The 20,295-nt window shown below is 69.0% G+C and carries 14 protein-coding genes and 2 pseudogenes; 8 read left to right on the top strand and 8 right to left on the bottom strand.

What is annotated here, in order from left to right; all coding sequences use genetic code 11:
• Positions 1–122 precede the first annotated feature (122 nt).
• On the bottom strand, positions 123–575 hold the full coding sequence (locus OG430_RS43040) for a DUF4442 domain-containing protein (RefSeq protein WP_327358102.1): 453 nt from the start codon (positions 573–575) through the stop codon (positions 123–125).
• Between the two features lie 192 nt (positions 576–767).
• On the opposite strand from OG430_RS43040, the gene OG430_RS43035 reads away from it, so the two are divergent.
• On the top strand, positions 768–1,829 hold the full coding sequence (locus tag OG430_RS43035; protein WP_327358101.1) for a hypothetical protein: 1,062 nt from the start codon (positions 768–770) through the stop codon (positions 1,827–1,829).
• Positions 1,830–1,904: 75 nt separating this feature from the next.
• Entirely contained in the window at positions 1,905–3,233 is a 1,329-nt protein-coding gene (locus tag OG430_RS43030; RefSeq protein WP_327358100.1) for an MFS transporter, read from the top strand.
• Here OG430_RS43030 and OG430_RS43025 read toward each other — a convergent pair.
• Complete coding sequence (locus tag OG430_RS43025) at positions 3,195–4,040, bottom strand: spermidine synthase (RefSeq protein WP_327358099.1); 846 nt, start codon at positions 4,038–4,040, stop codon at positions 3,195–3,197. The genes OG430_RS43030 and OG430_RS43025 overlap by 39 nt on opposite strands.
• 71 nt (positions 4,041–4,111) lie before the next feature.
• A complete protein-coding gene (locus OG430_RS43020; RefSeq protein ID WP_327358098.1) occupies positions 4,112–4,957 on the bottom strand; it encodes a patatin-like phospholipase family protein in 846 nt (281 codons plus the stop codon).
• A 200-nt stretch (positions 4,958–5,157) separates the two neighbouring features.
• Here OG430_RS43020 and OG430_RS43015 point away from each other — a divergent pair, with 200 nt between their 5' ends.
• Entirely contained in the window at positions 5,158–7,395 is a 2,238-nt protein-coding gene (locus OG430_RS43015; protein ID WP_327358097.1) for a CHAT domain-containing protein, read from the top strand.
• Positions 7,396–7,613: 218 nt separating this feature from the next.
• On the opposite strand, the gene OG430_RS43010 is transcribed toward OG430_RS43015, so the two are convergent.
• The 4 genes and pseudogenes from OG430_RS43010 to tuf all read right to left on the bottom strand — a co-directional run.
• Positions 7,614–8,804 (bottom strand): hypothetical protein, encoded by a 1,191-nt coding sequence (locus OG430_RS43010; protein WP_327358096.1) that lies wholly within the window; start codon positions 8,802–8,804, stop codon positions 7,614–7,616.
• Positions 8,805–8,816: 12 nt separating this feature from the next.
• Entirely contained in the window at positions 8,817–10,823 is a 2,007-nt protein-coding gene (locus OG430_RS43005) for a CHAT domain-containing protein (protein WP_327359458.1), read from the bottom strand.
• 51 nt (positions 10,824–10,874) lie between these two features.
• Positions 10,875–11,783: pseudogene (locus OG430_RS43000) on the bottom strand (MinD/ParA family ATP-binding protein); the annotation flags it as partial.
• 883 nt (positions 11,784–12,666) lie between these two features.
• Positions 12,667–13,773 (bottom strand): annotated as a pseudogene (gene tuf, locus OG430_RS42995) (elongation factor Tu); the annotation flags it as partial.
• A 73-nt stretch (positions 13,774–13,846) separates the two neighbouring features.
• Between tuf and OG430_RS42990 the strand changes: the two are divergent.
• The 5 genes from OG430_RS42990 (at position 13,847) to OG430_RS42970 (ending at position 18,545) form a co-directional block, all read left to right on the top strand.
• Complete coding sequence (locus tag OG430_RS42990; protein WP_327358095.1) at positions 13,847–15,412, top strand: recombinase family protein; 1,566 nt, start codon at positions 13,847–13,849, stop codon at positions 15,410–15,412.
• A 650-nt stretch (positions 15,413–16,062) separates the two neighbouring features.
• Positions 16,063–16,377, top strand: coding sequence for a hypothetical protein (locus tag OG430_RS42985; RefSeq protein WP_327358094.1), 315 nt, complete (start codon positions 16,063–16,065; stop codon positions 16,375–16,377).
• A gap of 2 nt (positions 16,378–16,379) precedes the next feature.
• Positions 16,380–17,276: a P22 phage major capsid protein family protein gene (locus tag OG430_RS42980; protein WP_327358093.1), complete on the top strand. Its 897-nt coding sequence runs from the start codon at positions 16,380–16,382 to the stop codon at positions 17,274–17,276.
• A gap of 37 nt (positions 17,277–17,313) precedes the next feature.
• Positions 17,314–17,757: a hypothetical protein gene (locus OG430_RS42975; protein ID WP_327358092.1), complete on the top strand. Its 444-nt coding sequence runs from the start codon at positions 17,314–17,316 to the stop codon at positions 17,755–17,757.
• Positions 17,754–18,545 (top strand): VG15 protein, encoded by a 792-nt coding sequence (locus OG430_RS42970; protein WP_442816661.1) that lies wholly within the window; start codon positions 17,754–17,756, stop codon positions 18,543–18,545. Before OG430_RS42975 ends, OG430_RS42970 begins: the two co-directional genes overlap by 4 nt.
• A 437-nt stretch (positions 18,546–18,982) precedes the next feature.
• Here the strand turns inward: OG430_RS42970 and OG430_RS42965 are convergent, their stop codons facing one another.
• Positions 18,983–20,203: a helix-turn-helix transcriptional regulator gene (locus tag OG430_RS42965; protein WP_327358089.1), complete on the bottom strand. Its 1,221-nt coding sequence runs from the start codon at positions 20,201–20,203 to the stop codon at positions 18,983–18,985.
• Positions 20,204–20,295 lie beyond the last annotated feature (92 nt).

Genomic DNA, 20,295 nt, shown 5'->3' with positions numbered 1-20,295 from the left:
GTTGAACGGGAAATGACAAATGCGCCGGTCGAGCCTTCAAGGCTCGACCGGCGCATGGGCCGTGGGCGGTGCTGTCGTCCGCGGTGGATCAGCTGTCGCGGTGGATCAGCCGTCGCGGTGGATCAGCTGTTGGGACGCAGGGTCCACACGACGGTCATCTCACCCGTCACGGCGCCGTCCTCGCGCTGGATGGCGATGGCGACGGGGAATTCGGGGCGCTCCCCCGCGTCGAGCTCGGCGACGACATCGGCGATCGGGCGGCCGAGCGTCGCGGTGGCGGTGACCGGCCCCATGGCGAGCTTCTTGTACGCGATGTCGGCGCGCACGGCCAGCGGCACGGCCCGCGACAGCTGCTCCCCGAAGGCGGCGAGCACGATCGCCCCGCTCGCGGACTCGCCCAGGGTGAACATGGCGCCGGCGTGCGGTCCGCCGACGTGGTTGTGGTAGTCCGCCTGGTCCGGCAGCCGTACGACGGCACGCTCGGGGGTGGTCTCGGCGAACTCGAGGTTCAGGGTCCGGGCCATCGGCACGGTGGCGGCGAGCATCTCGCCGATGGACATCTGGTCAGCGCTCATGACACCGGATGTTACCCATGAGTAATCACTCTTGGCCATCCCCGCCGGATTCCGATTCCCGCCACTTCGCCGGCGCCTCCCCGACGCCGCTTCGCCGCTTCGTCCGCGTTCGTACGCAGCTGGGGTGTCCGGGTGGTCACAATCGGGGGCGGCCGTGGCAGCCGATACCGGCCACCTCTATCGTTACTCGCCATGTGGCCAGGACAGCAGCCGCCCGGGGGCGAGCAGAACCCGCAGGACCCGAACCAGAACCCGTACCAGCAGCCGGGGTACCAGCAGCCCAACCCGTATCAACAGCCGGGCTATCAGCAGCAGCCGGGCTACCCGCAGCAGGCCGGCCAGCCGCCTCAGCAGCAGCCCGGCCAGGCACCGCAGTGGAACGTGCCCTCCATGCCCGGCACTCCCGCGCCCCCGCCCGCGCAGGGTGGCGGCGGCGGCCGAAAGAAGACCACGGTCATCGCCGTGGTGGCGGCGGTCGCGGTCGTCATCGCCGCGGGTGTCACCGGATATCTGGTGCTCGGCGGCGACAAGGACAAGAAGGACGACGAGGCAGGCGGGGGCGGCGGCAAGAAGCCCACCTCCTCGGCACCCAAGTCGCCGACCGCCGACCCGACCGAGGAAGAGAACTCGCGCGGCAACAGCCCCGACGTCAAGGCGGTCGTTCCCGGCTGGCAGGTCGTGGTCAACCCGCGCCGCGGCGTCGCGTACGACGTTCCGCCGGGCTGGGTGGTCGCCAACCCCGACGTGAACACGCAGTACAGCGATGACAAGGACCCCGAGAAGGTCCTCATCACGCACTCGGGCACCGCCAAGCTCAAGGACGATTGGTGCACGTACCACGACGACGAGGACGACGAGGAGATCACCACCCACCTCGCGCAGGCAGGCACCAAGGGCGCCAACGGCGCCAAGAACACCGGGGAAGCCGCCGAGAACGTGGTCGGCTGGTGGATCTACGCTCCGTACACGCAGCCGGACGACAAGAACATCGAGATCGGGAAGGCCAAGCCCTTCACGAGCTCCTCCGGTCTCAAAGGCAGTATTTCCTGGGCCAAGTCGACCAAGGTGAAGACGGACATGAAGTCCTGCACCACCAACGGCAAGGCAGTCTCCTTCGCCTTCAAGAACTCCGACAACGACTACACGGTCTGGAGCCTGTACGGCGTCGCGGGTGTTGAGGACGAGCTCGACAAGGCGACGATGGAGAAGATCCTCGGCAGCGTCCGGCTGTCCGGCAAACCGCAGGGCTCCTGACGGGCCGGGCCTGTTGCCGCGCCCCGGCCGGTAAACCGTTTGGCGCGGCCGAAGTGCAGCGGCGATAGTTCTCCGGTGACCGAAGCCCCCTCCCCCCGGCTCCGCCTGCCCTCCTGGGCAGGCCGCAACTACACCCTGCTGACCGCCGCCGCGGTCGTGACGAACCTGGGCAGCCACGGTGCGTTGATCGCGGCGGCGTTCGCGGTGCTCGAGTCGGGCGGCAGCGGCGGTGACGTCGGCCTGGTGGCCATGGCCCGCACGCTGCCCCTGGTGCTGTTCCTGCTGATCGGCGGGGCGGTCGCCGACCGGCTGCCGCGGCATCGGGTGATGGTCGCCGCCAATGCCGTCAACTTCCTTTCGCAGGGCGTCTTCGCGGTCCTTGTCCTGGCCGGCGATCCGCAGCTGTGGCAGATGATGCTGCTCACCGCCCTCGGCGGCGCCGGGCAGGCCTTCTTCAACCCGGCCGCCGAGGGCATGCTCCTGTCCAGCGTCAGCGGTGAACAGGCAAGCCGCGCCTTCGCGTTGTTCCGCATGGCCATGCAGGGTGCCGCCGTCGGCGGTGCCGCGCTCGGCGGGGCGATGATCGCGGCGATCGGGCCGGGCTGGGTGCTCGCGGTGGACGCGGCGGCCTTCGCGGTCGCCGGGGCACTGCGGGCCTTCCTCGTCGTGGCTCCCCTGACCAGGAGCGAGGCGGGCGGCGGCCTGCTCGCCGACCTGCGGGAGGGCTGGCGCGAGGTGATCGGGCGGGCCTGGCTCTGGTCGATCGTGCTGCAGTTCTCGGTCGTGGTCGCGGTCGTCGGGACCGCCGAGGCGGTGTACGGGCCGCTGGTGGCCCGCGATTCGCTGGGCGGCCCGGCCCCTTGGGGGCTTGCCCTCGGCGCCTTCGGCCTCGGCACGGTCGGGGGTGCGCTGCTGATGATGCGCTGGAAGCCGCGGCGGATGCTGCTCGTCGGCACGCTGTGCGTGTTCCCGCTCGCGCTGCCCTCGGCGGCGCTCGCGGTGCCTGCCCCGGTGGGTGTCCTGGTCGCGGTGATGTTCGTCAGCGGCGTCACCATCGAGGTGTTCGGGGTCGCCTGGATGACCGCGCTGCACCAGGAGATCCCGGAGGACAAGTTCTCCCGGGTCTCGGCCTACGACTGGTTCGGCTCGGTGTCCCTCGCACCGCTGGCCATGGCCCTCGCGGGCCCCGCCGAGACCGCGTTCGGGCGGAGCAGCGCCCTGTGGGGGTGCGCCGGGCTCGTCGTCCTGGTGACGGCGGCGGTGCTCCTCGTACCGGACGTGCGCAATCTGACCCGGCGCACGAAGGAAGTCACCAAGGCCGCCCCGTCCCCGGCGGCGCGACCAGCCGACGCGGTGCCGGCCGGTTCAGCCGATGCTGAAGGCGCCGTCGGGCGGCTCGGGTGAGGCCACCGCGTCCTCGTCCTGCACGGGCTTCGCGTCGCCGATGAGGCGGCGCAGCCCGGGTCCGTGCTCGACCCGCGCCGGGAAGGCGTCTGCGGCGCAGCGGCGGCTGAGCGCGGCGATGTCCGGCTCGTGGTGGGCGGCGACGAGCACCGCGTTGCCGAAGCGCCGGCCGCGCAGGACGGCGGGCTCCGCGATCAGCACCAGGTAGGGGAACACCGCCTGGAAGTTGGCCAGTTGGGACCGCAGGAACGCGAACGGCGCGCTGTCCGCGAGGTTCGCCGTATAGACCCCGCCCGGCCGCAGCACCCGCTCGGCCTCGCGCGCGTAGGTCAGCGAGGTCAGATGCGCGGGCACCCGAGAGCCGCCGAAGACATCGGCCACGATCGCGTCGGCGCTGTCGTCGGGCGCGGCCTCCAGCCAGCCGCGCGCGTCGGCGCCGTGCGTACGGATGTCGAGCGCGGGGTCGACCGGCAGCGTCTCGGCGATCAGCGCGAGCAGCCCCCGGTCGGCGTCGACGACGTCCTGCGCGGAGCCGGGCCGGGTGGCGGCGAGATAGCGGGGCAGGGTGAGCGCACCGCCGCCGAGATGGACCACGTCCAGCGCCCGCCCGTCGTCGGCCGCCGTGTCCAGGACATGGGCGAGGCGGCGCGCGTACTCGAATTCGAGGTACGTCGGATCGTCCAGGTCGACATACGACTGCGGCGCCCCGTCCACCGTGAGCAGCCAGGCCCGCGCCCGGTCCACGTCGGGCATCAGCTTGGCGGTGCCGTGGTCCACGGCGCGCGTCACGGGTATCGGTTCGTCCACCGCTCCATTGTGCCGCTCGTACGTTCTCGGGGAGCTCCCGGGGAATTCCCCGGGGGTGCAAAGCCAGGCTCTCAGCCCGTCCAGACCTTGCCGACCTCGTCCACGTGGGCCGGAGCCTGGGCGAGTCCGGCCCGCGCCGCGGGGGCGCGGCGGGCGGGGTCCAGGACGTTGCGGCCGAAGGCGCGGCGGGCCTCGCGGGTCGGGGTGATCAGGGTGACGCGGGCCCCGGCGGCGGCCAGGGCCGCCGCCTGCTTGGCGGGGGTGGGCAGCGGGCCGCCGCCCAGGGCCAGCGGGGCGACGATGACGACCTTGGCGTAGCCGGCGGCGAGGTCGGCGTTGGCGGAGGAGCGGATGCCGCCGTCGATCCAGCGGCGCCCGTCGATGGTGACGGGCGGCCAGACGCCGGCCACGGCGCAGCTGGCGGCGACGGCGTCGACCAGCTTGACGCCGCTGTCGCGGTCGATGGCCCTGAACGCGCCTGTCGCGGCGTCGACGACGGTGATCACGAGGTGCTGCTCCTCGGGCCAGTCGTGCGAGAGCAGCCGCTGGGCGAGAACCGCGAGCCGGGCCGACTCGGGTGCCGTCCGGGTGGCGAGGGCCATCCTGCCCAGGTGCCTGCCGTACGCCTCCGGGGTGCGCGAGCGCAGCGCGTTGAGGGCGTAGCGGGCGAACATCCCGGCGCCCATGGATGCCGCGATCTCGCCCTTGGGGGCGGCCAGTTGGCGCTCGTACAGCGCGTCGAGGCCGAGCCGGCCCGAGGTGATCTGGGCGCCGACGACCGCCCCGGCGGAGGTGCCGATCACGGTGTCGGCCGTGCTGAGGTCGAGGCCCTGGTCGGCCAGGCCGCGCAGGATCCCGATCTCCCAGCCGATGCCGGTGAGCCCGCCGCCTCCGAGAACAAGTGCCGTGTCGCCCATGTCCGCTCCTTCTGCGCGCCCGGTCTGCGTACGTGCTGCGTACGTGCTGCCGAGTATGCAGAGCGGGCGGCGGAACGGAACAGATGGCCTGCCCGTCCCCCGCTCTGGCCGACTGGCGGCCCGGAAGACCGCTGATGGGCCATCATTCTCCGGTAGGCCTTCATCTTTGTTGCCTTACCGGCCGAGGGGGGATGGGCGGCATGGCCGATGAACTGATCGATCCGGTGCTCACCGTGCACCGGTTGTCGCGTTACGGGCCGCCCCGCTTCCCGGCCGCCCGCGCGGACCGCGCCCTGGTCTTCGTCGACTCGCAGGGTGTTTACGACTCGTACATGCCTCCGGAGCGACCGTCGCGCGTGCGGGTCGCGGCGAATCGGTATGTCGCCGTGTACGAGGTGGATGTGGGCCGCCATCGGTTCACGGCGGACCTGCGGCTTCCGTCCGCCGACGGCGCCCTGGAGTTCGACGTCGCGGTCGAGGCGGGTTGGCAGGTGACGGATCCGGTCCGCTTCGTGGCGAGCGGGGAACGTGATGTGCCTGGGCTGCTCCTCCGAGAGTTCCGGTGCGCCGCGCTGCCGGTCACGCGGCGGTTTTCGGTCGATGACAGCGACCGAGTGGAGCGGCAACTGCTGCGTGAGCTCGCCGAGTTGGAGCGAATGGGCACTGACTACGGCCTCGAAGTGATCTGGCACCCGCGGCTCCGGACGGAGCGGGCGACGCCGGCCCGGGAGCGTGACGTGCGGCCCCTTTCCATGGAGGAGGAACGGGAGGTGCCTCCCCGACGGATGGAGGGGCAACGGGAGGTGCGGCGCGACAGCACGCGACGGGAGGCGCAGGACGCAGCGGACGAGCGGCTGCAGCAGGAGCGGATCGCCGCCTACGAACTGCTTCTCGACCAACTCGCGCAGGGCGACGACGCGGGCTCGTTCCTCAAGCACTCGAGGGACGACCGATACATCAGCATCGATGACCTGCTGGAGCGGGACACCGCACCCGACGCACAGCCCGAGCCCCGACGGCTCGTCGCCGAGCTCGCCGAACAGGCGCCACCCGGCCGCGAGGTGCCATTGCAGGTGCAGGTCACCCGCGGAGGCGGCGGCCCCGGCGTGGCGTTGCGCGGGTTCGCCCTGCCCGCTCAGGGGGCCCGGCTGCTGATCACGGTGCATGCCCCGGGACTCCTCGCACTGGGCGATCTGCAGCAGGAGTTGACCGTGAGCGCCGGCAAGGATTCGGACGTGCTGCGGTTCGGTCTGCGTACCACGAGGACGGGGTTGCACACCGTCACGGTGCGGGCGTTCCACGGTGGGTCGTTCCTCGGGGAGATCCGGGTCCAGATCTCCGTCGAGGCCGATGTGCCCGCGCGGGACGGGCCGCCGCGCGGTGCCGCCCTGGACTCGCTCGCCTTCGACCCCGGGGAGGCGACGCTGCAGGTACTCAAGGCTCAAGACGGCACGTACAGCTTCCAGTTGCTCAGCGAGACCAGCTACGCCCCGGAGTCCTTCCGTCTGCTGGCCGGCGACCCGGAGCGTGCCACGAAGAACATCTACCAGGAGCTGCGGGACACCGCTGCCGCCGCGGGCGGTGGCGCCGACGCGCGGCGGGTGCGGGAGCGGCTGCGCAACCTCGGGGTGTCGTTGTGGGGCGACGCGGTGCCCGACGCGGTCCGCCGGCAGTTCTGGGAGGAGGCCCACCGCATTCGCGCCCTCACGGTCCTCGGCGAACACGACGTGGTGCCGTGGGAGTTGCTCTATCCGCTGGACGGCGACCAGGAGGGCGAGGGGTTCCTCGCCGAATGGCTGCCCATCGTCCGCCGCGTCTTCGGCCAGGACCGGGTGCGCGAACTCGCCCTGTCGCGGGCCGCGTTCGTGGTGCCACCGGGGTCGCCGCCCGAGGCGGAGCAGGAAGTCGCCGCGCTGCGCGCCAAGTTCGGCTCCACGATGGCCGACGGCGGCACCCTCAGCCGCCGGTCCGAGGTCCAGGACCTGGTCAACAGCGGGCTGGCCGGGCTGCTGCACTTCGCCTGCCACAACTCCTTCACCGAAAGCGGGTCCCGCGTCGCCATGGCGGACGGCCGGTTCGACCCCATGGACCTCGCGTACGCCCGGCGGGCGGGTGCGCTGCGCGCCACGCGGCCCCTGGTGTTCTTCAACGCCTGCCGCAGTGCGGGCCAGATCAGTTGGTACTCGGCGAACCTGGGGTGGGCGCCGCAGTTCCTCAAGGCGGGCGCGGGCGCGTTCGTCGGCACGCTGTGGCCGGTGCGTTCGGACTCGGCCCTGCAGTTCGCCGATGCCTTCTACGACCACCTGGTCACCGAGCGGCTGCCGCTGGGCGAGGCCTCCATGAAGGCGCGCCAGGCCATCCGCGACCACGCCGGTGACCCGACCTGGCTGGCGTACGCGGTGTACGGAAGCCCGGCGGCGCGGGTCACGGCGGGCTAGGGCCTGTCCGGCGGATCTTCGCGGAAGAGCCCGCGGCGTCTGGTGCGTGCTCTCGGCGTGCGCCCGGATCGCCCTCGTACTGGACGTACTTGGGTGATTCGGGCGTGCGGCGAGCGGGGGCACCCCCGGCCGGAGGCTGGGGGCGCGTGCCAGGCGTCGTGGGCCCGCGAAGATCCGCCGGACAGGCCCTAGGGCCCTGCCGGGCCGCGGGCGGCACGTCACTCCTGGCGCATGACCTTGCCGATGGACGCGGCGACGTCGGGCAGGTCCCAGTAGGCGGAATGGGTCCACATGCCGGTGCTCGCCCGGTGGGCGACGGGGATGTCCACCGGGGTGGTGCCGTCGTGCAGTTGGAAGACCTTGGCGGCGGCGAACGCCAGCACGTCGAGGGGTTCCCAGAGATTGGTCCAGCGCCCGAGCGAGGCCGGCAGTTCCACCGGCGCGCTGCCGCCGTAGGGGCTCAGCTGCCCTCCCCTGGGATCGCACACGTGGAAGAAGGCGGCCTGGGAACCGAAGGTGACCAGGGACTCGGTCCACAGCGGGACGGTGGACGTGGCCATGTCGACGGCGATGACCCCGCCCAGGCTGTGCGCCACGATGCGTACCGGCCGCTCGGGACCGCGCCCGAGGCCGGGGTCCACCTCGTCGATGACTTGCCGGACCCGGGCGTGCACGGCATCTCGGTGGCGCTGGTAGACGAGCACGTCGCCGAGGAAGCGTGTGGTGCCGGGGCCGAATCGGCTGCGTACGGCGTGGTTGAGGCGTGCGCCCACCGCCTGCACGGCCGCGCCCGCCACTCGGTCCAGGTCGCGCAGCCGACGCCGCACCAGGGAGCGGAGGCGGCCCGGGTCGTCGGATGCCGGGCCGCGCAGCCCGTCGTACGGGTCGTCCGTGCCGGTCGCGGTCTCGTCCAGGAGCGCGTGGGCGAGGGAGCGCCCGGTCTCGCGCAGCAGGGCGGCGTCGTCGGTCCGGCACAGCCACTGGGTGCCGGACCATGCTTCCGCCAAGTAGTCGAGGATGTCCTCCGCGTCGAGCCGGGAGCCACCGCTGCCGCTGTCGCGCAGGCCCCCGCCGTCCTCGTCGTCGCCCTCCGCGTCGAGCTGTTCCCGCAGGGCGGCTTCGATCTGCGCCAACTGGCGTTGCCTGTCTACCGGTTCGGGGAAGAGGGACGTGGCGAACGGGTCGTCCAGGGAGACGGGGGCAGGCTCCCCGCCGTCGCGCAGGGTGTCCGCGTCGGCCCGGTACGAGGGCAGCGCGGCGTCGATGAACTGCTCCTGCGCGCCGAGGTCGCCCCAGTGGACGGGCACCATCTCGACCTCCGCCGCCGCGCTCAGCGCGGTGACGGCCGAGGCGAACTCCTCCCGGTCACGGTTGGCGACACCGTGGATGACGAAGACCGGATCCTTCACGTACTTCTCCTTCTACGTAGTGCTGTACGCGGTGCTGTCCGTGGTGGTGTGCGCGGTCGCGGCCGGGCTGCCGTACACGGCGTAGGCCAGCCAGGCCGGATCGCCGCCGTGCAGATCGCGCACCGCTTGCCGGGCCGCGAGCGAGGCCTGGCCGAGCGGCTGCCGGCCGGTGATCAACCGGTCGTAGAAGGCCTCGGCGAACTGCAGCGCGGACCGCGACCGCACGGGCCACAGCGTGCCGACGAAGGCACCGGCCCCTGCGGTCAGGAATTGGGGAGCCCAGCCCAGGCTCTCGCCGAACCAGTCGATCTCGCCGGCGCTTCGGCAGGCGTTGAAGAACACGAGCGGCCGATGGGCGCGCAGGCTGCGCAGTTGCGCGGCCGACGCCAGGTCGATCGGGTCGAACGGACCGTCGGCCATCGTGACGCACGAGCCGTTGCCGGTGAAGGCGTTGTGGCACGCGAAGTGGAGCAGACCGGCGTGCCCGCCCTCGATCAGCGCCGTCAGCGCGGCCCGCTCGGTGAGCACACCGGCGTCCGCCACCGCCGCACCCAACCGGGCCCGGAGCGCCTTCACTTCCTCGCCCGTGTCCTCGGGTGAGCCCGGGGGAACCACGAACGCGACGCCCGGCAGGCTGAGTTCGCGCACCCTGTCCTGCCCGAACACCCGACGCACCACAGGCAGCCATTCGGCCAGGAAGCCCTTGTCCTCGCGCCCTTCGTTCAAGGGGTAGAGCAGCTCCCAGGGGACGATGTCGTGCTCGCCGAGGACGGTGAAGGCCGTGACCCGGTCGGCCTCCTGCCAGAACTGCTGCTGCACGGCCTGTGGGACGGCGGAGGTCCACAGCTGCACCCCGTGATTGCGCAGGCGGTCCCGCAACCGCGCCGCGTCCCCGTCGCCTCCGCCCGCGGCGGCGGCCCTCGCCGCCTTCCGCAACTCGGCGTAGATCTGCTCGGTGGCCTGGCGGGGATCGCCGGCCCGGAAGTGAAAGGTCTCCGGCGCGTAGAACCTCTCGCTGATCAGCTGGAAGCTGAAGGTGCCCGCGGCCTCGTCCTTCAGCACCTGCAGCGTGATCTCGCCCGGGTCGAAGGCCATGGAGGGGAGCGCCGCGTGGCGCTGTGGCCCGTCGCGCGTGACGCTGTCGTGCCCCACCGAGATCTGACAGCGGACCTCCCCCAGGAACGTACCGCCGCGAAAGGCACGCACGGTCACCTGGTGCAGCCCCGGCCTCGGGGCCTTCAGCCGGAACCGCAGGACGTCCGAGTCCTGGCCCGGCAGGACCAGCAGCTCCTGCTGCAGCTCGTCGATGACCACCAGGCCAGGAGCGTGCAGGGTGATCGACACCCGCGCCCCGGCGCGCGGTACGTAGAAGGACCTCAGCTGCACGCCCCGGTCGTCGCCGCGGACGATCTGCACATGGAGGGGCACCTCGCGTCCGGGCGAGGTCTGCTCGGGCAGCTCGGCGACCAGCCGGCGCGGCTCGGTCGAACCGCCTTCGGTGCCCAAGTCCTCTTTGGGAGGGGCTGGTTGGGGCGGCTCGATGACCCAGTCGGCCGTCCGGGTCCGCCTCCAGGAGACGCCTTCGGCGTCGGCGTCGTCCGGGCTGTCCGCGTCGCTCACGTGGCCGGTTGCCCGTTCGGGGGTGCCGCCGGCGGAGGCGACTCGGTCCGGGGCGGCCGCGGGAACGATGCCCGTGTACCAGGCACGTGGCTCGTGGACCATGGCGAACTCGCCCGTGTGCTCCGGCTCTTCCTCCTCCGCCTCTTCCTCCTCCGCATCCGCATCCGCATCCGCCAAGTGACCGGCCGCTGCCTCCGCTTCAGGCAGGTGACGGGTGCGTTCGGCGGTGTCGGGCCGACGCTTCCGCCCGCGGTCGCCCGCCCCCGAAGTTGCCGCTGCGCCATCCCCGCGGCCCTCCTGCGCCTCCTTGATGACCGCGATCAGTTGGCTCTTCCGCAGCCGGGCGACGCCCCTGATCCCGAGCCCCGCCGCGACCTGCTGCAGCTCCGCCAGCGTCAAGCCCTCGATGCCGCCGGAGCGACGTCGCCGCCGGTTGTACGGAGGTACGTCGACGCCCTGGCCGTGCTGGACGCGCGCGATGTCCTCGGCCACCAGCGCCGCGAGGTCGAGGTACGCCTCGCGGGTCTTGGGCCGCATCATGTCGAGATCGACCTCGTCGCCGGCCGCGAGGTGCTCGTCGAACGGCACCACCTGCACGGCACGGCAGCGGGTCGCGAAGTGCGCCACGATGTCGTCGACCTTCAGCATCTTGCCGGTCTCGCGCACCCCGGAGATCACGGTGATCGACCGCTGTACGAGATCCGCGAAGCCGTGCGCCGACAGCTGGTCCAGCAGCGTCGACGCGGAGCTCGCGCCGTCCACGTACGGGGTCGCGATGATGATCAACTGGTCGGCCAGGTCGAGCACTCCGCGCATCGCGCTGTGGAGGAGACCGGCGCCGAAGCCGGTGAGGATGATCGGGTACTGGCGGCCGAGTACATCGAGCGCGCTGCGGTAGTCCTGGTCGTTGAAGGCCGTCGAGACCGCCGGGTCCACCTCATTGGCGATGACCTCGAGCCCGGACGGCGCCTTCGAGGTGAAGCGGCGCGTGTCCGCATAGCTCGTCACCTGAGGGATCGCCTGCACCAGGTCACGGAGGGTGGCACCGGTCTCGCGCCGCACCCGCCGCCCCAAGGTGCCGGCCTCCGGGTCGGCGTCGATCGCGAGGATCCTGTCCGGGCGCTCGGAGGCAAGTGTGGCGCCCAGCGCCAGGGTGGTCGTGGTGATGCCCACGCCGCCCTTGAGGCTGAGCACCGCGATGCGATGGCCGGACATCACCGGCGTACGGATCAGCTCCAGCTTCCGCTGGCGCTCGGCCGCCGCCTGCCCGGCACCGAGCCCGAAGCGCGACGAATCGCGGCTGCCCTCCCGCGTCGCGAGCCGGCTGCGCAGCAACCGGTCGGACGCGAGCTCGACACCGCCGTCCTGATGCGGCGGCCGTCCGGCCGGGGCGACGTAGAGGCCCGAATCACCCCAAGTACCCTCCTGCGATCGGGAGTTGGCCCCGCCACCGTCCCCCGATCCCGCCTCACCTTCGCCCCGGCCGACACCCAGCCCGGCGGCGACCGCCTCTCCCGTACGCCGGTGCGTCAGGTAGTCGACGACGGTCCGGTGAGTCCGGCTGCCTTCGACGGCGCGCACGCGCACCTCGGTCAACGACTCCCCGAAGAGGCGACGGAGGTCCGTCACCGGGACCTGTACGTCAGTGATGTCGACGATGTTCGTCCAGGCGAGCGAGGCATCGCCGGGCCAGGCCCCCGTGGGGTCCGGCGTGGGCTGCAGACGGGTGAAGATCTCGTTCAGGCCGAGCGTAGAGCCCAGCGTGACCAGGGCCCGCACACCCGGAGCGCGTACGGCACACAGGGCTTCGTACGCGGCGATCGAGCCGATGCCGTGGGCCACCACGACCTCGGTGTCGTCATCGATCTCGGCCAGGACCCGCTGCCGGGCGACCTCGCGCAGTTCGGCGCTCCGCAGAAGGCGGAGGCCCTGCTCGATCCGAAGATCGCCGAAGTGAGCCAAAGTGAAGTCGCCCAGCGGCAGTTCGGGCGCTCCAGCCGCCGCCAACCCCACCGACAGGGCGGCGTGCCAGCCCATCAACAGGACGTCCCCGCGCGGGAGATACGAAGGGTGCCCGTCCACGCCGACCACTCTTGCCATGTCGCTCCCCCGATGCGGCCCCACCAGCACCACCCACTCTACGAGCGGCACGACGGCCAAGGGCGTGAACGCCCGAGCCGCCGCTTCGTTGGGTGCCGGACCTGCGTACCCGCAGACCCGGCACCCACCAGGGCCGGACGGTTCAGCCGAGAACCTGTGTCACGGTCCCGGCACCGACCGTCCGCCCGCCCTCACGGATCGCGAAGCCGAGCCCCGCCTCCAGGGGCATGTCGCGGCCGAGCTCGACCGTCATGGTGACGGTGTCGCCGGGCCGGGCGACGGCGGCCTCGCCGAGGTCGACGTCACCGACGACGTCCGCGGTGCGGAGGTAGAACTGCGGCCGGTAGCCGGTGGTGATGGGCGTCGAGCGGCCGCCGTCCCGCGTCGGCAGGACGTACACCTGCGCCCTGAACCGACGCGCCGGCGCGATGCTGCCGGGCGCCGCCACGACGTGCCCGCGGCGCACCCCGTCACGGGGCACCCCGCGCAGGAGCAGCGCGACGTTGTCGCCGGCCTGGGCGCTGTCCATCGGCTTGCCGAAGGTCTCCAGGCCGGTGACGACGGTCTCGGTGTCCGCACCGAGCACCTCGACGCGGTCGCCGACCTTGACGACGCCGCGCTCGACGGCGCCCGAAACCACGGTCCCCCGGCCCGTGATCGTGAAGGTGTTCTCCACGGACAGCAGGAACGGCGCGTCCACATACCGCTCGGGCATGGGCACGTACGTGTCCACGGCGTCCAGCAACGCCTCGATGGAACTGGTCCAACGTGGGTCGCCGTCAAGGGCCTTGAGGCCGGACACCCTGACGACCGGTACGGTGTCGCCGCCGTAGCCGTGCGCGGAGAGCAGGTCGCGGACCTCCAGCTCGACGAGGTCGATGAGCTCGTCGTCCCCCGCGTCGGCCTTGTTGAGAGCGACGACGATGTGGTCGACGCCGACCTGGCGGGCGAGCAGGACGTGCTCGGCGGTCTGCGGCATGATCCCGTCGAGCGCGGAGACGACGAGGATCGCCCCGTCGAGCTGGGCTGCTCCGGTGACCATGTTCTTGATGTAGTCCGCGTGGCCGGGCATGTCGACGTGCGCGTAGTGGCGGGTGTCGGTCTCGTACTCGACGTGGCTGATGTTGATGGTGATGCCGCGCTGGGCCTCCTCGGGGGCCCGGTCGATGCGGTCGAACGGCACGAAGGTGCCGGTGCCGCGGTCGGCGAGGACCTTGGTGATGGCGGCGGTCAGGGTGGTCTTGCCGTGCAGGAAGAACCGCTTAACACACACCCCTCAAGGGACGTGGAAGCCGTCTGCCTGCACAGCTAGGGGTCACCCCGTGGACATTGAGCGCCCATACGACGGATGCGGAAAGTGCCTTGTCGGCGTGCGCCGCCTCTCCCGCAAGACTGACGCCACATCAAGCCCGGAACGCCAGAGGGACCACGTCCTTGCCGTCGTGGAGGCCGTGGGCGGGCACGTGATCGCATGGGCCGACGACTGGGAGGTATCCGGCGCCACGGACCCCATGACGCGCCCCAAGCTCGGTCCCTGGCTGCGGAACGAGATGGGCCCGTACAACGGGATCGCCGGTGCCGCCGTTGACCGCATTGGCCGCAACCTCGTGGACTGCTTGAACACCGGCTACATGATGCGGGATACCAACAAGCTATTGATCACGTACGGGCACGAAGGCCCTTGGGATCTAAACGACCCGAACGACGAAAATCAGTTCATTGCGCAGGCGTGGGGCGCACAAATGGAACTGCGCAGTATCCAGCGCCGGAATCGCGACCAGTCGCAAAAGGCCCGCAACACTGGACGCCCGCACGGGAAGCCGTCATACGGCTTTGAGTACGTCCGTTTGACGCCGAACGGCAAGGTTGACCATGTGCGCCATTCGCCCGAGTCGTACGCGCAAATCACGAACGTTGCACAGCGCATCGCCAAAAACCCCAAGCGAATTACGCCATGGTCCGAGGCCGCACGCCTCACGCGGGAAAAGGTACTGTCCCCCAACGACTACTTGCGCGTTCTGTACGGCAAGGAACCCAAGGGGTCACCGTGGCACGGTTCCACTCTCCGCAAGATGCTCCGCAGCAAGGCAGCGCTGGGCTATCTCATGCACGGCGAAGCGCCTGTTATGGGTGACGACGGAAAGCCGGTACGTCTACCGGGAGCTAACGGTGAGCCATTGGCGGGACTGTGGGACTACCCCATGCACCTTGCCTTGGTCGCGATACTTGACGACAACGCACAAGGTCCCTTGCCCGCTCCTCGCGCCCCGAAGGGTTCCCGTCTCCTATCCGGCCGCATCTTGTGTCCCGGCTGTGGGTATCGCATGCAAGTGAATGCGTCCGGAAGACCTAAAAACGGCGACAAGCGCAAGACCTATGCATGCGTTGCGCGTGTGCGAGGCTTCCCCGGCGCCGAGAACTGCCGACCTGCGCCCACAATTACGGCATCAATCCTGGACGCCTCCGTCACAGGGTGGTTCCTCGCAGAGTGGGGTGAGGCTCAAATCATGGAAACCGTCTACGACCCCGGTAACGGAATTCCTGAGCGAATCGCAGAGGTTAAGGCGGCGCAGGAGCGGCTACGCGCTGACCGTGAGGCAGGGCTCTACGACTCACCGGACGATGCCGAATGGTTCAGGTCTCGGTACGCGCAGATGACGGCCGAACTGTCTGCACTGCGCCAAGAGCCGATACGTGAACCCGGCATGACCAAGCGCCCTACCGGCCGCACCATTGAGGACGACTGGAACAAGGCCGCCGACGATGCAGCACGACGCGAAATCCTGGAAGAGTTCGGAATCATGGTCACGGTGTGGCCCGAGGGTTCGCCCCGCCGTTGGTACGCCGCATCCATTCAGGGGCCCGAAAGGGGAGACGGCACTTTCTAGCGCCACAAGGCGGCAAAGGTCGCGTAGGGCAGACCAGTGGGCCCCGTTCGGAGCGATCCGGGCGGGGCCCTTCGCTTACCCCCAGGAAGCCATAGGCGGGCGTGTGAGCGGCTCTCTGCCCCTCCGTGGGGCGCGAGCACCCGAAAGGCGGCAGACGGGCGCACAGAGGGGATCACGCCAGCGCACCCAATAGCCGGAACTGAGCACTCCGGTTTAGCCGGTAATCCATATCTTACGATGCGTCAGCAATGGAGCCTACGGCCGCCGACCACCACAGCGGGAGGGGTGCCAGCACTCTAGAACGAACCAACATCCCTCTAGCCCCTCTCTGACCAGGACTTATGTTGTGAGTGTTGATTTCAGATAGAGAAGTAGGTCAGCTATAGGCACTTAGAGGGGAAGCCAAACCCACTCCCAGGAACAGCACTTGACACACAGCGCCGCCCCTCCCTCGCTGTCAGGCCGCTTAACCCACTCACCTCGTAGGTAGTGGAGAACTCGCGCGCAATTCATCACCCAGGCGCGCCGATCACCCCTCAATGTTCAGGGGTGGTCGCTCCCGCCTCTTGCGGCGGCATCCGCAATTTCCCCTGAACTTCGGTGAGCTTGGGCCCGCATACGGTGCGGCGCACTTCTCACCAGGAGCCCCCTTGTCTGCTGCGGTCTATGCCGAGACCGAGCGAGCAAGGGGGCTTTTTCATGCCCTGATTGGAATTCTCATGTCCGCTGATCTCCTGAAGGCCGATGCGCGTCACGCCTTCGACCAGTACCGCACGGGCGCTGTTGCTGGCCCGTACACCGCCCTCGATTCTCACCGCCTATTTGCGGTTGAGCTGCTTTGTGATGACCTCGTGACGGCCGACGATGTACGCGAATCGGTTCACGGCCTTATCGCTGTGCTCAACATCGTGACCGATTACCGCAAGGCGCAGCCGACCGACACCGTTCTTTCTGAGGGGGTCTGACAATGGCGAACATTCTTGCCACTACTGATCTGGTAGCCCAGACTGCTGCTTCACTGCTCAAGGCTGAGCTAGTTCTAGGTCGTCTGGTCTTCCGCTCCGTCGAATCCGAGTTTGGTGGTGGCCGGGGTGAGTGGGTCCGTGTGCGAGTGCCGCGTGTGATTGAGGCTCAGCCTTTTACCGGATCGACTTCCGCTGTCACCAAGTCGCTTGATGAGCAGACGGTTCAGGTCAAGCTCACCACTCACGCAATGAACGGCGTTGAGCTGACCGCCAAGGACATGACGCTGAACGTCGAAAGTTTCTCGGCTCAGGTCCTGGCTCCACAGGTCGCCGGTGCGGCCAAGCTCATTGAGAAGACGATTGCCGGTGTGATTCAGCCGACTATCAATGCTGGCACACTGACGATTGATCCGGCGAATCCGCGTGATGCCGTGACCGAGGCAGGCGAAATTCTCGACACTCGGGAGGTTGACGCCAAGTCGCGTGTCCTGGTGGTGGACCCGAAGGTGAAGCGGGCTCTACTCATGGACCCGAACCTTTCGTCGGTTGATTCTGCTGGTTCGCCATCCGCGCTGCGTGACGCAATCGTGGGCCGCCTCCATGGCTTTGATGTCTACATGACCCCGTACATCACGGGCGCCGTCGCTATGACTCGGGAAGCATTCGCCGCTGCCATTGTCGCGCCGCGTAAGCCCGAATCGGCTCAGGGGGCGTCGGCAATGGACGACAACAACCAGGGTTATGCAATGACTTGGTGGATGGGCCTTGACGTTGAAAAGCGCCAGGAGCGCAGCATTGTTGAGGCGTTCGTAGGCGCAACGGCTCTGGATGCTCAGCGCGCGGTTGGCCTCAAGCTTGCGGCCCCGGCGGTGATGAAGACGGGGGCGAAGCGTGGATGAGACTGAGAACGCTTCGGAGGCGCCGCAGGAGCCCGCTGTGAGCCTCCCTGAGGCCCCGGAGGTGGAATCGGTCACCGAGATTGGTTCCGCCCCGGAGGCGGGCATTGAGGGCCCCTCGCTGGATTCCCTCCGGGCCGAGTTGGAGCAAGCCTCTACAGCGCTCCGTACTTCTGAGGATCTACGCCAGCAATTGAACACTCAGTTGGATGACGCCGAGGCCCGTGTAAAGGCCGCCGAGGTGGCGCTAGAACGTGAGCGCGTCGCCCGCCGATTCAGCCTGCCGGATGAACTGGCCGGGTTCCTGCGGGGCGAGACTGCGGAAGACCTTGCGGCGGAAGCCGAGACCCTTTCCAGGTTCGCCCCGGCGAATGGTGGCGTTCTCGGTGCAGGAGGGCTTGACCCGACTGACGGAGCCAAGGGCGGATTCGCTAGCAAGATTGCCGCACGGGTCCAGCGTGATAACCGGGACCGGTTCTCATGAGCCGTGAGACAGACGCTGCCTCACTGGCTTACCAAGAGGCCCAAGTGGAAGTGTCCGCGAGCCTGTTGGAAAGGGTCGCGTCCTGGTGGCGCGGCCTTACTCCGCAGCGTGCGGCCGAGGGTTCTTCCGCTGTGACGCGGGAGTTCCTCGCAATGGTCGATGACTACCGCTCCCGCTCGTACGCCGAAGGGGTCAAGTACCACGAACAGATACGGCAGTTGGCCACAGCCGACCCCGTTTCGGATGACCTTTGGGGAGGCCGGGACCGGGACGCCGAAGCGGCGCAGGCCAAAGCGTCGTACTACGTGCACACTGCACCAGTCCGAAAGGAACTCCAGCGCGGACGGCTCGACGATCCGGCATTCCTCGCTGACCTCAACGAGACGATGACCAAGGCCGGGCGCAACCTCGCATTGGACGCCGGGCGGCTCGCTGAGTCCGGGGGCCGTGACGCGCTGGCCGAGGCCCGAGAGAATGACCCGGATGTGATCGGCTGGTACCGCAAGACCGACGCCGACCCATGCGGATTCTGCGCGATGATCGCAAGCCGGGGTGCGGCCTATTCGGACTACATGGAACCGGATCAGTTCCACCGTGGATGCCACTGCCAGACGCTGCCCCTGTTCGAGGGGGTCGAGATGCCCGCCGAGGACGCAGCCAAGCGGGACGAGTACCTAGTGCGCTGGAATACGACGGACGGCAGTGGAGCCGATCAACTGAGGAACTTTCAGCGGGAGTTCAACGAGGAAAGGCGGCAGCGCCAGGAGGCCGCTGAAGCGGCGCAGTAATTGACGACCGTTCGCTGTAATCATGCTTGCATCTGTGCGCCTGTGCGTGGCCGCCTTGCATTCAATGGTGACTTTCAGCGCTGGAAGGGGTGGCCCGGTACCCCTTTTCGCTACCTTTCCAGACCGCAGGGTCCTGGCACCTGACTCCCGCTACGGGATATGGGGTCGTCCAAAGCCCCTTGGACCGCAGTTGAACACGGATCGTGACGCAATCCCGCTGGGCCACCTTCGGATTTCGGCGCTATTCCGGCCGGCCGCGAGGCTCACCCCAGGCGCCCCAAGGGTTTCGCCGCCTTCGATCCGGTGGCACGGACGACTGTACGATGCATGCGGGCGGCCGTGAGATTCTGCGCGCCGCATCCGCCAACCACCCCTGAACGTCAAGGGGTGCTCCAGACCCCCGATGGCCGCGCGGCTGTCGGGGGCTTCTTGCGTTCCTAGCTTCCGCTCGGGAGGGCTTTCAATCCCTGGTACGCCTCTCGGAGATCCGAGGCTTCCGGGAGTTGTCGAGTCTCAACGGCCTTGACAACTTCTAGCGCGCGCCAGTGATTCGAGGGGACAATGCGGCCGGACAGTATGGCCCGCTGCGCCGAGTTACATGCCTCGTCTATCCGGTCACCACCGAGCAAGGCCAACGCCAAATCAATATTGGCTGACGCGACCCGGCGCGGCCATTTCTCTACGTCGTCAGCGGGGGCAAGTCGCGCAATGACTTCCCGCGCGTATCCTTCCGCCGCCGGATCTCCGACCCAAGCCAGCGTTGTTGCCGTGTACGCCAGCGCCTTACTGGGGTCGTACTGGTAGTGGTGCTCCGTGCCTTTCCGTGGAACGAGCGAGGAAGACATGCGCTGCACACGTTCAATGGCTGCGTAGGTTCCGGGGCCTTCACCGAGGCGCGCGCTCGCCCTACCCTCTTGCGCTGTCGCCTGAATGGCAACCGAACTCCCGACCGGCGCTAGCTCCTGAGCAATCTTCGACAGCTCTAGCGCGCGGCCATACTCGCCATCCGTGAGGACACGCCAAGCGTCCGTCTCGTAACACCACGCCTCAATTTCGCGGTGCTCGGCATGTTGCGCGAGTACTGCCGCTGTCTGCAAACGGGCCGTAGCCGCGTGCTCCTGGTTCAGGTCGATATGCAGCGTGGCTCCCAATAGCTGGAACCATCCGCCGACCACGTAAAGGCGGCGCTGTTCCGCAAGCGTCATGCGCGCATCCATTAGATGCGAGACGTAAGCCGAGTGTTTGCGGACCCGTTCCAACAGTTCCTGTGGCGGGGAGACCGGGTATTTCATAGCCAATTCATCGAACGCCTGTTCTAGGCGATTCAATGTCTCCTTGCCCACGTCGCTTGCCGATACCCGCCGAGCCAGTTCGAGAGCATCGAATTCATCGTCACCACCCACAGGCGCAACAGCAAGCCAACGGCCGGGAGGTTGCGGCGGCGCGTATGCGTCGGGAACTAGCAGCGCGTCAAGTTCATTCGCCGTAACGGCCAACGCCTTAGCGATCTTTGGTCGCTGCCACGGTTGCGGACCGCTGCTTCCTTTCTCCCAACGCTGCACTGTTGAGCGGTCAACGCCAACCGCTTCCGCGAATTCCTCTTGATTGAACCCACACGCTTTCCGGCGCTCCGCCAACCTCCGCCGCCTGCTGGTCATCGTGGCCGGTCCTCCCTAGTGCGCATACGTCTTCCCTGGTCAGCGTAGCCAGTGCTGCCAGGGTGCGGCGGAACTGCGGCCTTTCTGCCGTG

This window comes from Streptomyces sp. NBC_01304, assembly GCF_035975855.1.
Lineage (GTDB): Bacteria > Actinomycetota > Actinomycetes > Streptomycetales > Streptomycetaceae > Streptomyces.
This window is presented reverse-complemented; position numbering and strand designations above follow the sequence as displayed.